Annotated in this window: 10 protein-coding genes; 1 reads left to right on the top strand and 9 read right to left on the bottom strand. The window is 46.5% G+C overall.

The genetic code is table 11. From position 1 onward, the window contains the following. Positions 1-109 precede the first annotated feature (109 nt). From P2W70_RS08255 to rplK, 9 genes are all read right to left on the bottom strand, one after another. Positions 110-1,729 (bottom strand): RagB/SusD family nutrient uptake outer membrane protein, encoded by a 1,620-nt coding sequence (locus P2W70_RS08255; RefSeq protein WP_276480963.1) that lies wholly within the window; start codon positions 1,727-1,729, stop codon positions 110-112. 74 nt (positions 1,730-1,803) lie between these two features. Beyond that, positions 1,804-4,827, bottom strand: a complete 3,024-nt coding sequence (locus tag P2W70_RS08250) for a SusC/RagA family TonB-linked outer membrane protein (RefSeq protein ID WP_276480962.1) — start codon at positions 4,825-4,827, stop codon at positions 1,804-1,806. A gap of 379 nt (positions 4,828-5,206) precedes the next feature. Beyond that, entirely contained in the window at positions 5,207-6,217 is a 1,011-nt protein-coding gene (locus P2W70_RS08245; protein ID WP_276480961.1) for a LacI family DNA-binding transcriptional regulator, read from the bottom strand. A gap of 118 nt (positions 6,218-6,335) precedes the next feature. Beyond that, complete coding sequence (locus P2W70_RS08240) at positions 6,336-7,886, bottom strand: RagB/SusD family nutrient uptake outer membrane protein (RefSeq protein ID WP_276480960.1); 1,551 nt, start codon at positions 7,884-7,886, stop codon at positions 6,336-6,338. 26 nt (positions 7,887-7,912) lie between these two features. Beyond that, positions 7,913-11,065, bottom strand: a complete 3,153-nt coding sequence (locus P2W70_RS08235; protein ID WP_276480959.1) for a SusC/RagA family TonB-linked outer membrane protein — start codon at positions 11,063-11,065, stop codon at positions 7,913-7,915. A 447-nt stretch (positions 11,066-11,512) separates the two neighbouring features. Beyond that, positions 11,513-11,914, bottom strand: coding sequence for a 50S ribosomal protein L7/L12 (gene rplL / locus P2W70_RS08230; RefSeq protein ID WP_476704110.1), 402 nt, complete (start codon positions 11,912-11,914; stop codon positions 11,513-11,515). 135 nt (positions 11,915-12,049) lie between these two features. Further along, positions 12,050-12,592, bottom strand: coding sequence for a 50S ribosomal protein L10 (rplJ, locus tag P2W70_RS08225; RefSeq protein ID WP_276480958.1), 543 nt, complete (start codon positions 12,590-12,592; stop codon positions 12,050-12,052). Between the two features lie 76 nt (positions 12,593-12,668). Continuing rightward, positions 12,669-13,361: a 50S ribosomal protein L1 gene (rplA, locus tag P2W70_RS08220; RefSeq protein ID WP_276480957.1), complete on the bottom strand. Its 693-nt coding sequence runs from the start codon at positions 13,359-13,361 to the stop codon at positions 12,669-12,671. A 51-nt stretch (positions 13,362-13,412) separates the two neighbouring features. Further along, positions 13,413-13,856, bottom strand: a complete 444-nt coding sequence (gene rplK, locus P2W70_RS08215; protein WP_276480956.1) for a 50S ribosomal protein L11 — start codon at positions 13,854-13,856, stop codon at positions 13,413-13,415. Between the two features lie 240 nt (positions 13,857-14,096). Here rplK and P2W70_RS08210 point away from each other — a divergent pair, with 240 nt between their 5' ends. Next, complete coding sequence (locus P2W70_RS08210) at positions 14,097-14,837, top strand: hypothetical protein (RefSeq protein WP_276480955.1); 741 nt, start codon at positions 14,097-14,099, stop codon at positions 14,835-14,837.

Here is a 14,837-nt window from a genome sequence, read left to right as displayed (position 1 = left end):
TTATACAGGCGGCCTGTTAAAAAGAATACCCGGGCCTTTTTAGGGCCCGGGTATCAAAAACCGGTACGGAACCTTAACCACAGGTACGGATCAGGCTCGTAGTAAGCTTTTAGTATCCATCATTTTGCCCGAGGTTCGGGTTTAGCACCCGTTGTCTGTTGGGAATGGGGAACAGCTCTTTGTTCTTGTCGTTGGTTGGGGTATGATCCCACCAGGAAGCCGAAGTAAATTTACCGAAACGGATCAGATCCTGCCGACGGAACCCTTCGAAAATAAACTCTCTGCCTCTTTCAGCCAGCAGTTCATCCAAGGTCAAAGTAGAAGGCGTATACGCTTCAGTCGCCCAGTCTGCGGTTGAGAAAGCACGCTTTTTACATTCGTTGATCAGATCAACGGCCGCTTGCGTAGCATTTCCCCCATTCTTCCGCATCAACGCTTCTGCTTTGGCAAAATAAACCCAGGTGAGCCTGTAAATAGCCCAATCTGTGCTCATGTAAGTAGCATCAGCTTGACGGCCAGGTTTGTATTTGTTAAAGCGAAGACCGCTGTTTTCTTCACCTTGTGTCATGTCAGATTGCGTCTTGTTTTCGCTAACACGCTGAATGCTATCCACAAAAGTGAGTTGCTTGTTGGCATATTCTTCAGAACCCAACACTGGTTTAGTAGGATCGGTCAGGTACCATTGAGGGCCGGCCAGTATCCATTCCTTCTTGCGCAGGTCATTGTCCTTGAATTTGGTATAAACACCTGGGATCATTACAACACCATCGTTTCCATTATGCGTGCCATCATAGATGAAGCGTTGGTTAAAGTGATAAAAATCACTCGTCCATTGTGGCTTCCAACCATTACCATTTACGAAATCATAGGCAATGGAGAAGATAAACTCCTTTGACAGATTATTGGTTGGTTTGTACGTATCAGTGATATTCGGATCCAGTGCCATAGCACCATTTTGACCACCAGCTGTATTGTTGATCAAAGCGTCGCAAGCTGCGATGCAATCATCCCAACGGGCAGTTCCAGACCACTTTTCAGCATTGAGGTAGAGCTCTACCAACATTCCATAACCCGCAGCTTTAGAAGCACGACCGAGCATGGTAGTGGAAAGGTTAGGTACGTTATTGATGTTATCCTTGATCTCCTTTTCGACGAAAGCAAATACATCAGCACGCTTTTGTGTCGCAGGGCTATTTTCACCCACCTGCTTCACAATGGGAATGTTACCATAAAGATCCATCAAACGCATGTAATGAAATGCACGCAGCAGCTTCAACTCACCTATGTACGCATCCTTCTCAACTTGCGTGATCTTCATGCTCTCTATAGAACGCTTTTCGAGGTTATCGATAGGATCGGAACAAAGTCCAAGTCCCCACCACATCAAACGCCAGGGTCCCCAAATCTCTTCGCCGTCATTTGTCCAGGTATGGTAGTGATCGCGAATCCACTGACCACCATCCTGGCCGTGCCTTCCCTTTACGGGCCAGGCCAGTTGATCAGCAGAAAGCTCACTCAAACGCCACCAGCCATTTTGACCAGGAGTTATCCAGGCATTGGCGTGTGTGTATGGCCTCAAAACGGCTGAGAGAACCTCATTCTTATTGTTATAGTAGTTATCGGTGATATATTCACTGTACACATTCTCATCGAGCTTGGTACAAGAATTAAGACCTACCAGCGGCAATGCCAGTAAGGAGAATTTTATTATACTTTTTACCTGTTTCATTCTAATTGTTTTTTTTTGATATCACTCATTGAGACACTTCTCGGATGGCTGATATACTCATTAATTCGTCTCTGTTAGAATCCGAGGTTAACACCAACAAGGAATGATCTTGTGCTCGGATAAGGACCGCGGCCATCGAGACCAGCACCTAAACCGGTATCATTTACGAAATCGGGATCGTTACCAGTGTAGCTGGTGATAGTAGCGATGTTGGATCCCGAGAAATAAACACGCAGGTTCTTAACGTAACTTGTCTTCAGCTTGAAGTTGTAAGCAATAGTTACTTCATCGAGCTTCAGGTAGCTACCATTCTCCAGGTAATAATCAGAGTACTGATAAGTTACGTTACCAGTGGCGTTGTTTAATTGAGCATGTTTGCCAAAAGTGTTCTTCAGCAAGTTTGTAGGGGTAGTACGATTAGCATAAGCCATATCCATCAGGTTCAGGATCTGGTAATCGAATTTACCTCTAAAGAACAAACGCAGGTCAAAACCTTTGTAGCGCAATTGGTTAGTCCAGGAAGTATAGAATTTGGGGATACCGTTTCCAAGTACTGCCAAATCTGTAGTATTGGGATCGTTGGAAGTATTGATCTTATCAAAAGTCACAGTAGTTTTACCGTCTCTCTTGTAGAACAACCATTGACCGGTAGCATCGAATCCTGCAAAACGTTTTCCATAGAAAGAACCCAGAGGGCCTCCTTCTACAGTCCGTATAGCATTACCCAGGGCTCCATAACCACCGATGCCACCATACTCTTTGAAGTTTCCTTTGTAGATGTCGTTCGAGAAGCTAACCATTCTATTGCGCTGTGTGCTGGCAGCAATGTCCATAGACCAGGTGAAATTCTTGGAACGAACAACATCACCGCTCAATGTAAGCTCGATACCTTTATTCTCAATAGTACCTACGTTTGCGTAAACACTAGTTGTGATGAAGGCGGGGAGCTGGCTGTCGTACGTTTCGAGGAGGTCCTCGGTTCTACGTTGATAAACTTCGATAGAACCTGTCAGTCTGTTCTTGAACAAACCGAAGTCAAGACCGATATTTATCTCTTTTTTCTTCTCCCAACGTAAGTTCGGATTGGGGTTTCTGCTTGGGCCATAAGTTTGTCTCCATACGCCATCTGGGTACAGGTAGAAACCACCGCCACTCAGCGTTACCAGAGAAGCATAGTTGCTAAAGCCGGTATTTCCGGTTGCGCCATAACCAACTCTGAGTTTCAGGTTGTCGACAAACGAAACAGACTCCATGAAGTTTTCCTTGGAGAGATTCCAGCCCGCAGAGAGAGCCGGGAAGTTTGCCCACTTGTTGTTGGTACCAAAGCGAGAAGAACCTTCACGTCTGAAGATTGCCTGAGCATAATACTTATCGTTGAAAGAGTAGTTAACCCTTCCAAAGAATGCGATCAGGGTGTTATCGTTTTTGTTGCTAGCCATATAAGAACGTTGAGCAAGCTGATATACACCAGCACCCATGTTGTTGTTCTCATAGAGGTCGTTTACATAACCCGAGTTAGCAAACCCAGAACTTTCATTTACTTCATAGCGGTAGCTATAACCAGCTATTGCATTGATGCTGTGATTATCCTTGATTACGGTTGAATACTCAATAGTAGGCTCGAAAGCATAGTTATTGTTATTGACCGATCCCTTATAGGCATAGCCTGTTCCGTTGGGCTGTACACCATTGGTATTTCCAACCTGAGAGCTTCTGGAGGCAATGTCTTTATAGGCATTGTCAACATACATATCTCTTTGCAGTGCACCGAACATGGAAGCCTTAAAGCCCTTGAATAGGTCCAAGGTAAACTTCACGTCCAATGAGCTGGTTTGCTGATCCCTCTTAGACATCTCCTGGTTAAGGATACTAACCTGGTTAGCGGAAGAAGTTGTTGCAGGATCCTCGTAAAAGGTCCCATCAGGATTATAGATCGGTTGCGTTGGGAGCCTTGTCAGGATAGTTTCCCAGTTACCACCACCCAATAAATTTGCTTTATTGAAGTTAGTAGCTACGTTGATCATAGTGGTCAACTTATCGTTAAAACCTCTGTGATTGATATTCAAACGGCCACCATAGTTCTTACGACCATTTTCCAGCGCAATACCCTGCAAGTCCTGGTAGAACATGCTGGCGCGGTAGCTTGAATTACGTGTTCCACCTGAGATGGCGAGGTTATGATATTGTGTGATATTATTATCATTCAACACCTCATCGAACATATTGGTGGTTACACCTCCCCAGGCTGGATTATCGCGGGCAGCGGCAAGTTTACCGGATGCAATCAGCTCACGAAGCTCCGCCGCCGAATAGAATTCTGGCTTTCTGGCTACAAACTCTTTACGGGCATAGCCATTGTAATCATAGCGGGTAACACCAGCTTTACCTTTTTTAGTATTGATCAGAATTACACCACCATTACCGCGGGTACCGTAAATAGCGGCTGCAGAACCATCCTTCAACACATCGATCGATTCGATATCATCTTGTTGCAACAGATCCAGGTTACCACCGGGAATACCGTCAATAACGATCAGTGGGGAAGTACCAGCAGACAAAGAGTTGATACCCCTGATCTGGATGTTTACACCAGAGTTGGGATTGGTACCACCGGTTCTTGTAATTTGCAGACCTGCTACCTTACCTTGAGCAACGTCCAGCGCGTTACGAGCGCCACTTTGACGAAAATCATCTGGGCGAACAGAAGCTACGGCTGAAGTGATTTCTTTTCTCTTCAAGGTTCCATAACCTACCACTACTACACTTTCCAGCGATTTGTTGGAAACTGCGAGATCAATGTTAATAGTCGTGCTTGAACCGAGAACTACATCCTGCGACTCATAACCCACTGCAGAAAAGGTCAGAGCAGTTGCATTCGCAGGAACATCGATGGAGAAGGTACCATCATCAGCTGATTGTTTAGAAACCGAGGTCCCTTTTACCGTAATGGTAACTCCGGGAAGTGGGAGATTGTCAGTCGAACCGGTTACTCTACCAGTAACAGTTCTCGTTTGAGAGAAGGCTGTGAAGGACAGGCATAGCAGTGTCAGTAGACAAAGCATGCCCCTCCCCACGAGGTTGGAACGTCGCTTTTCCATACGCAAGTGTTTTGTGTGGGTTTATTGTTTAATTAAAAAGTTATTCTTACGAATTATTTTCAATACCTCCCGACTAAATAAACCCGATAGCCGACAGGAAAATGGTCATCAATCGATTCACTAAACCGTTTTAGCGATTGCATCAAAACAAATCGCCGACAGATCTTCTTCATTAAATACGTGGAAGCGAATGAAAAAGATTTATCATAACTAACTATCCTAAAACGTTTTAGCTATACAGTAAAAAAAAATAGAACTAAGGTCTCTTTCTGAGTAACGGAGCGGATAAGGATTCGAAAACGTAAAAATACGGGCCAATATTACGCAACTAAACCGATTTTGCAAAAGAAATAAAACAGATTGTTAACAAAACCAGCTTTTACGTAGACTCCCTGGAGATAAAGTTCGCTGCAAGCTGTACCTGATTTTTTTTGAGAGCTATCTTATTGTTACCAAGTTGCTGCATCAAGATATGAATAGCGGTGCGGGCTATCGCCTCCACCGGCTGCTGTAGTACAGTTATGCCCGGAAGATGTAATCGAAAAATATCATTGTCATCAAAACAAACCACTGCCAGATCAGTGGGTATCGACAGGCCAATAGCCCGAATACTTTCCAACCCCAAAATGCCAAGGTAGTTGGTCGCAAAGAATACCGCATCTGGATTATTCTTCTTCAAAAATTCCGTAATCTGATCAATCGCCAATTCCCGGCCCCCGGCAAAATTTACCTTCAGGACCAGTTTTTTCTTTTGCTCCGCGCTACGGCTGATTGCTTCTGTGTACGCCTCCTCCCGTTGCTTCATCTGGATCATACCGGAATCGATCGTTATGAAGGCTATCTTTTTATACCCTTTGTTGACCAGGTGTTCCATTCCCTTCTTAACAGCGCCCGCGTTATCCACCTGCACAAAAGCTGTATCGATGCCCGGAAAATAACGGTCCATCAATACCAGCGGCTTTTTATGTCGAACGATCATTTCAATATCCTCCTCCATCCCGACCGTTGGCGTAATCAGGTATCCATCTACCTGCCGCTGGGTAAGCATGCGCAATAACTCCACTCCCCGCTTACTATTGTTCTCTGTACTGGAGTAAACCACCTTATAACCAAACTCCTCCGCCTCAAGCTCTATCGTCTTGGCCAGTGAGGCAAAAAAACTATTAGAAATATCTTCCACCAGCAAACCAAGGATCTTTGTCTGACCAGTACGCAAACTGACCGCCACCTGATTGGGCTGATATCCCATTTTCTTGGCGGTTGCCAACACTTTATTCTTCAACTCATCGCTGATCCGCATCTGACTGGCCTTCCCATTCAGGATAAACGATACCGTCGATGGCGAGGCCCCGACCATTTTGGCAATATCTTTCAGTGAAACTCTTTTCATAAAAGTCAGCGATGGTTATAAACTGCTAATCTAGTCCTTTCCAACCAATTTAAAACCGGCCAGAAATCCTGGGATTTCTGGCCGGCCCTAATAATTTCATTTATGTATTTATGACACGTTATTCTGGATAGCCTGGATTTTGCGGCCGAAGATTGGGATTATTTCTGATCTCAGCCGTCGGAATAGGAAATAATAAATGCTTATCCTGCAGTTTGGCATTGTTGTCAGCAAACACGTGACCTGTGAAATCTTCAAACGAATTCGTGCTTTCCTTATAGGCTTTCCGCAAACGAACCATATCGAACCAGGTAATGCCCTCATAACAGAGTTCATGCCAGCGCTCTCTCCAAACGGCCTGGCGAAAACTAGCCGTGTTAAAAGTCCCCAAGGCAGGCGTTACTAATTTAGCCCTGTCGCGGATCGCCTTCAATGCATTCCAGGCATCTGTATTGGGGGCAGCGGCCGATTCATTCTGCGCCTCGGCATAGGTCAGTAAAACCTGAGCATAGCGGATCTGCGGCCAGTTCAGATCACTTTGCGTAGTGCCGGCCACGCCAAAGGTTCCATTGGCCACCACATCGAAGTGCTTGAAGATATACGGCGCTCCAAGGTTCTTCAACACACCGTTGCCTTCCGTGTAATAGGAGGTGTAATACATCCCCTGCCTGTCCACCGTACGTGCATCTCCGGCTTCATAAGAAGCATAAAAGGCGGGAGTGGGTACTGTGCTGCCAACTTCGGTACCATAGGCTGAAATGCCCTTGAAATTGGGAAGCAACACCGCCTGCATCGGGTTTCCGGCAACCGATGCCAGGTACTGGATCTGAAACATATGTTCACCTTTGTTTTCCTGCGCCAACGAGTGCAGGTCGGCATAACTGGCAAACAGACTAAACGAGCCGTTGGTGATCACCTCTTTGGCCTTATTGGCTGCCAGTGTATAGTAAGCAGCGCCCTTATTCAATGGCTGCCCCGCCATATTCAGGTATACCTCAGCCAATAGTGCTTTAACTGCTCCCAGTGAAGCCTTTCCGCTGGCATCGGTCCAGGGCAGTCCTGCACCTTCGGCACTGATGAGGTCAGCTACAATCAGGTCGTATACTGCCTGTATGCTGGTTCGCTTGGGAGAAAAACTGCTGTCGGCCGAGCTGTAGATGGGTTTCACCAACAATGGCACATCGCCCCATAGCCGTACCACATAGAAATAAGCCCAGGCCCGCAGAAAACGTGCCTCGCCCAATACTTTTTTCTTTCTGGCTTCCTCCATATCGATCGGAGGCACTTTTTCAAGAACCAGATTCGTTTGTGCGATCACATTGTACAGCCCATTCCACCAGTTACTGATCAGCAGGTTGTCACCATTGTAAACCATGCCAACCAGGTTATTCAGATCCGAGTTCTGCGCCGTTTCCGTCCTAGACGTGCCTGTCACTACTTCCAGCATAGAAAAATTCTGCACGAAAATGCCTGCACCCTCACCGATAAATCGTGTCCGGGCATAGGCAGCAGCTACCGCCGCATCTGCATGCTCCGGTAAGGTGTAATAGTTATCGGGACTCAGATTGGAAGGGTCATTGCTTTCTTCCAGGAATTTGTTGCAGGACTGCCCCGCAAGCATCAGCAGTGCCATGAATAATATAAAACCGTATTGCTTTATTGAGTATTTCATATTGACAATCTTTTGGATGAGGAATATTACAGGCCAACATTGATGCCCACTGTATAAGTGGTTGGCTTAGGATAATCGAAGAACGTTTGTCCCTGCGCAAATGGTTGCCCATACGTGGTTACTTCCGGATCATTGCCGCTGAACTTGGTCGCCAGGAAGAAGTTCTGGACGGAAGCGTAGACCCTCAATTTGTTGAGGTACCACCTTTTGAGCAATGACTGGTCAAATGTATAGGCTAGCAACAAGTTCCTGCCCCGTAAAAAAGATCCGTCTTCCATCCAGTGTGTATCAACATTGGTCACGTAACCAGCCTTGCTATTCCTGATGGCTGCGATATCGGTGCTTTCGTTGGTTGGTGTCCAGGCATTCAATACCGACCTGAAACTATTGGCCAGGGCCTGACGGTCCTCCCCTGAGTGCTTCGTCATATTCAATACATCGTTCCCGTACACATACTGCAGCTCCACTGTCAATTCAAGGTTCTTGTATTTGAATGTATTGAAGAAACTACCCCACCCATCCGGATTGCCATTTCCTATAATACTTCTGTCTGCATCATTGATCGCGTAGTCGCCGTTGACATCGAGGTACCTGATATCTCCTGGCAAGATGGGCTTGCCGCCCCGATAGCTGTTGAACTTGGCTGCTTCGCCGGCGTCTTTGGTCGCCCAGGTACCCAACCGGGTAAGACCCCAGAAAGAACCTACTGGCTCCCCTACCCTGATGATGCCCGTCTGGTTGGTGAAGTTGGGATTACCGACGCCAAAGATGTCAGCAGGCGTTGCCAGCGCAAGTACCTTGTTTTTGTTCATTGACCAGTTGAGAGCGCTGGTCCAGCTGAAGTTGGCATTGCTGATATTGACTGTTCCCAATGACAATTCGAGTCCCTTGTTTTCCATACTGCCAATATTCCGGTAGATGGAAGGATATCCGGTGGTACGTGGTACGGGCGCATTCAACAACATATCTGTTGTTTTGCGGTAGTAGATATCTGCTTCGATCATAACCCGGTTGCCCCACAAACCCAATTCAGCACCGAAATCATATTGCGCCGTTTTCTCCCATTTCAGGTCGGGGTTGCCCAAACGGCCAAGCCCAACACCAGCCGTCCGGGTATTGTTGATGATGGCTGCATAATCCGAAGCCAGCAAGGGCAATGAAGAATAGGATGGAACCTCCGAGTTGCCGGTAGCTCCTATACTTGCCCTAAACTTCAGGTTGGATACTACATTGCTATTGCGCAGGAATTCTTCCGAAGAAGCTCTCCAGGCAACGGCTGCAGAGGGAAAGAAGGCATATTTATGGTTGTCGCCGAATTTCGATGAGCCATCGATACGACCTGTTACCGTAAAGAGATATTTGTCGTTCATCACGTAGTTAAACCGCCCGAAATAGGAGTTGAAAGCAAACCTCGATCTGCCAGAACTTCCGGGCAACGGTTTGCTGGCTGCACCCAGAAAATTGGTTTCGAAGTAGTCGGTTGAAAAGTTCTCCGCTCCTACCCCGAAGTTATAGATATTCGTCTCCTGCCAGCCTATACCCAACAGGCCGGTAAACTCATCATTCTGCCGCACCTTTTTATTGTAAGTAAGGTAGGTTTCCGATGACCAATACGATTCACGGCCATTGGAAACGTTGGCAGTTCCCCGTTGATCGAGGGAGATGTTGGACAAGGTTCGTCCGTTGTATTCAGTTATATTTCTGGTTCCCACATAGGCACCCAGCACGGTCTTCAACTCCAGTCCTTTTGCCAGGTAAAGATTGGCGTATACATTACCCAACGTTGTTTGGGTCACCATATTGAATTTTCGCTCGTTCATGATGTGTACCGGATTGGATCCTCCTTCCGCATCCGGATAGTCTGCATTATCAGCCCATTTACCATTAGGATATTTAACAGGCAGGAAAGGGAATGACTCGGTGATCATCCGAACGGAGTTCAAGCCACCCGTTCCCTGGTCTACGATATTTTCCTTCTGGTTATTGTAGCTGAGTGTTCCGCCTACCTTAAGCCAGCTTTTGATCTTACTATCGAATACAAACCTGCCCGAATAACGCTTGAGGTAAGAGTTCAACAACAGTCCATTGTCATCACGGTATCCGAGAAATACGCCATAGTTGTTATCGCTATTACCATTGGAAAACGATACCTGGTGATTTTGTGAAAGCTTGTTCTGGGTAGACTCCTTCAGCCAATCCGTGTTGTACAAGGGATTGCCGTTGGCATCAAATAAAGAAGGTATGTTCTTGCGTTTCACACGTGGATCTTGTGTGGAAGCGTAGTTGCCCGCTGCCCAACCTTGGGGATCGTATACCTTAATATTATCGTACGCCAAATCTTCTACGGCTACGTACTCTTTGGCATCCAGCATTTCCACCCTATGTGGCCCTATGGTGGGAACGCTCAACTCCATGTCGTAAGTAATTCTGCCTCCTGACGTGCTACCCCGTTTGGTACTGACCAGGATGACGCCATTGGCACCACGAGCTCCATAGATGGCTGTGGCGGATGCGTCTTTCAGTACTTCCACAGACGCCACATCATTGGGATTGATGTAGTCGATCGCGCTACTGTTCTGCGTTTGTGTTCCTACGGGAATGATCACCCCATCGATTACATACAGCGGGTTGTTGGACGTGTTGATCGAACTGAAGCCACGAATACGTACGTTGCTTTGCCCACCGGGCCGTCCCGAGTTGGTATTGACCTGCACCCCGGGTATCCTACCGGCCAGCGCCTGGTTGAGCGATACAGCAGGCCGCTCGGCCAATTGGGATGCCTTAACGGAACCGACGGCGCCCGTAAGATCCGTTTTCCGTTGCGTACCGTAACCGATCACTACCACATCCTGCATTGCCTGGTTGGTGGCAGATAAGGAGGCGTTGACTACATTGGAGGCCCCAATCGGCACTTCCTGCCGATCATACCCTACGAAGGTGAAAACAAGTACGGTGGTGCTTTGCGGTACTTCGAGGCGGAATAACCCGTTGCCATCCGTTTGGGTCACAGCCGACCCTCCTTTGGCCTGGACGGATACACCTTGCAGTGCGCTGTTGTCTTTTGCGTCTGTGACTTTACCTGAAATCGATTTGACCTGAGAAAATGTGAAGGTAGAAGAGAGAAGCAGGAGGAGAAGCATCATCCCTCCCTGCATGAAGCCGGAATGAACCTTTTTCATATGCAGTGTAAATTTGGTGAACAAGCCTGTTCAGTACGAGGCTGTCAACAGTCGAGGGAAAGCCATGCTGCTCAATCGTTAGTAGTTCATCATCAGCTTTATAGCCGGGGTTAGCCAGTACTGTTATAGTTGCACTTGGTTAGAGTCGGGGAATCACAATAAGTCGCTAAGGCACTGATAAAGTGTCTTTTATGTTGCACGTACATAGAGGATCGGGAGGGCATTTCAATATTAAGCAACTAAACCGATTTTGCAAAATAAGTTTACGAAACCGTTCCATTTTGAGGTTGGCAGGTAAAGGGGCAGTTACCCATTCTATTGAGAAAGGGAGGAAATAGCGGTCACTATAACGATGAGACCTGCCCCAGGTTGCCGCCTGCGATGCTGGCGGTATAAAACAAAAAACCCCGGTCGATGACCGGGGTAATTATCTAGCAGGAAACCTGATTAGTTGATTTCAACTTCAGCACCAGCTTCTTTCAGCTTAGCAGCCAGAGCGTCAGCATCAGCTTTGCTGATACCTTCTTTAACGGCCTTAGGAGCGCCGTCTACCAGATCCTTAGCTTCTTTCAGACCGAGACCAGTCAGATCCTTAACGATCTTAACTACGTTCAGTTTGTTAGCGCCACCGTTTTTCAGGATAACGTTGAAAGCAGTTTTTTCTTCTACTGCAGGAGCAGCAGCACCAGCACCAGGACCAGCAACTACAGCAGCAGCAGCAGGCTCGATACCATACTCTTCTTTCAGGATCTTAGCGAGTTCGTTAACTTCTTTAACTGTCAGGTTAACCAGTTGTTCTGCAAATGATTTTAAATCTGCCATTTTACTTCGTTTTGAAACCGCCTTCATGGATCGGGCTGTTTATCACAACCCTCACTCCGGCGGAGGTAATTTAATTTGTCTTCACATACCCGAAGACTTGGGTGTATCTTGAAACGAGCGACCTGATCTTTGCGGATCAGGCCACAAGTCTTGCAAGTTTAATTATTGAGCTCTGTCTTCCAGGGCTTTCACGAGGCCAGCGAGTTTGTTGCCAGCGTTCAGGCCGCTGATAACATTCTTGGCAGGAGACTGGAGCAATCCGATGATCTCGCCAATGAGGTCGTTCTTGCTCTTCAGGGCAGTCAGGGTAGCCAGTTGATCGTCGCCAGCGAATACGTCACCGTCGATGAAGGCTGCCTTCAGAACGGGCCTTGTTTCTTCTTTCTTACCAACCTTACCGGCTGCGCGGAAGTCAGAAATGATCAGAGCAGGTTCTTTAGCGTTTTCGCTAAACAGGATGGCTGTAACACCATTCAGAGAATCGAACACACCAGCATAACGCTTTTCATCCAGGCTTTCGAGTGCCTTTCTGATCAGGGTGTTCTTGGCAACTTTCATTTCCACGTTCTTATTGAAACAAACGCGGCGGAGTTTGCCTACTTGTGCAACAGTAAGAGATTCAGTATTGGTGATGTAGAAGTTGTTGTATTGAGAGAATTTTTCCTTCAATGCGCCAATCACTTCATTTTTTTCTTGCTTTGTCATAACGCAAATTTTTAGATGTTTTCGTTGTCAGCTCTTTCCCTTTTCAGGTACACAGCCCACGAACGCGTTATTCAATTTAGTTGATTAAAGATTTGGTATCTACTGGGATTGAAGGGCTCATGGTAGTTGCCATGAAAACGCTCTTCAGGTAAGTACCTTTTGCAGAAGATGGCTTAGCCTTGATGATCGCATTGATCAGCTCAGTGCTGTTCTCTGTGATCTTTTCGGGGCTGAAGCTGATACGGCCGATCGAAGCGTGAATGATACCGGCTTTATCAACTTTGAACGCGATCTTACCACCTTTTACCTCGTTAACAGCTGCTGCTACGTCGTTGGTAACAGTACCTGTTTTGGGGTTGGGCATCAGGTTACGGGGACCGAGGATCTTACCCAGTTTACCAATCTTAGGCATTACAGAAGGAGTAGCTACAATTACGTCTACATCTACCCAGCCGCCTTCAATCTTTTGGATGAATTCGTCCAGACCAACATAATCAGCGCCTGCATTCTTCGCATCAGCTTCTTTGTCGGGGTTGCAGAGTACAAGCACGCGTTTAGTTTTACCTGTACCGTGAGGCAGGATCACTGTACCGCGGATAGCCTGGTCGGCTTTCTTGGGGTCAACACCCAGACGGATGTGAAGGTCTACAGAAGAGTCAAATTTAGTGGCATTCACATCCTTTACGATAGAAGATGCTTCTTTCAGTGAATACACTTTGTTTTTATCGATCTTAGCGTCTACCGCTTTTCTTTTTTTAACGATACCCATTGTCATTCAGTTTTAAGGAAGCCCCCGCATTACTGCGAAGACAGTAATGAATTAATTTTCCCAGGGAGCATTACCATCAACTGTAATTCCCATGCTACGGGCTGTACCAGCCACCATTTTCATAGCACTTTCCAGGGTGAAGCAATTCAGGTCAGGCATTTTATCTTTGGCGATCGCCTCAACCTGGCTCCAGTTTACTTTACCAACCTTGCTACGATTGGGTTCTTTAGAACCACTTTGCAGCTTGGCAGCTTCCAATAACTGAACTGCAGCGGGAGGAGTTTTGATGACAAATTCGAAGGACTTGTCGGAGTAGACAGTGATTAAAACCGGGAGTACTTTTCCGATTTTGTCTTGTGTACGGGCGTTGAACTGCTTACAGAACTCCATGATATTGATACCTTTGGAACCGAGAGCAGGACCGATGGGAGGTGCAGGGTTGGCCTGACCACCTTTTGCCTGTAGCTTTACGAAGCCGGTAATTTCTTTAGCCATTTTACTATGATTTATTGGTTCAAACGACCGTTCCGGGCTGATTGCCAGTACTTAGTCTCCCAAATTCCTCTATCCCATGGTACATGGGACTTAAAAGAACTTATAATTGGGGACGCAAAGTTAGGGAAAATACGGGGAGAAACAAATCTTTTTCCCTCTGCGGGAGAAGGGGCAAAATTACACCCTTGCTGACTGCTATGCGGGCTTATTTTGCCGTTAGAGGCACAAAATGGAGGTAACTTGCTTGTTATTAAGGGGCAAACTTCTTATGAATTTTTATTTTTTGAATTTTTCTACGTAGCTTTTGCATTGAATTGCAAGTTGCTGCAATGTCTTTCACGAACAACTAAAAAAATATATCACACTATGGCCAAAGCAAAGAAAAAAACAGCTAAAAAGGTAGCGCCTAAAAAGAAGGCTGCTCCCAAAAAAGCTGCTAAAAAAGCGGCTCCGAAAAAAGCCGCCAAAAAAGCAGCTAAAAAAGCCTTGAAGAAAGTCACCAAGAAGAAAGCCGCTCCTAAAAAAGCAGCGAAGAAAGCAGCTAAAAAAGCGGCCCCTAAGAAGGCGGCAAAAAAAGCAGCTAAAAAGGTAGCTCCTAAAAAAGCAGCCAAAAAAGCGGCTCCAAAAAAGGCAGCAAAGAAAGCAGCTAAGAAAGCAGCTCCTAAAAAAGCAGCCAAGAAGGTAGCCCCCAAAAAGGCCGCTAAGAAAGCTGCTCCTAAAAAGAAAACAGCCAGCAAGCCAGCTCCTAAAAAGGCAAGCCCGGCTATCATTGAAGAAGAAATCATTGTGGACGAAATCGTCGTAACGCCGGAAGCTGCTTATGACGAGCCTACTCCAGACAATGATGATGCCGATACAGACACTGATGTCGATACTGATGACGATATCGATGTGGACATCGAAGAAGAGGATGACGAGCCATCAGCAGAACCCGCAGATGACGACGATGATGATGATGACGATGAAGACGATAATCGCTAA

The organism is Paraflavitalea pollutisoli, assembly GCF_029360705.1.
Lineage (GTDB): Bacteria > Bacteroidota > Bacteroidia > Chitinophagales > Chitinophagaceae > Paraflavitalea > Paraflavitalea pollutisoli.
Note: the sequence above shows the minus strand (reverse complement) of the source record. Positions and strands in the feature narration are given on the sequence as shown.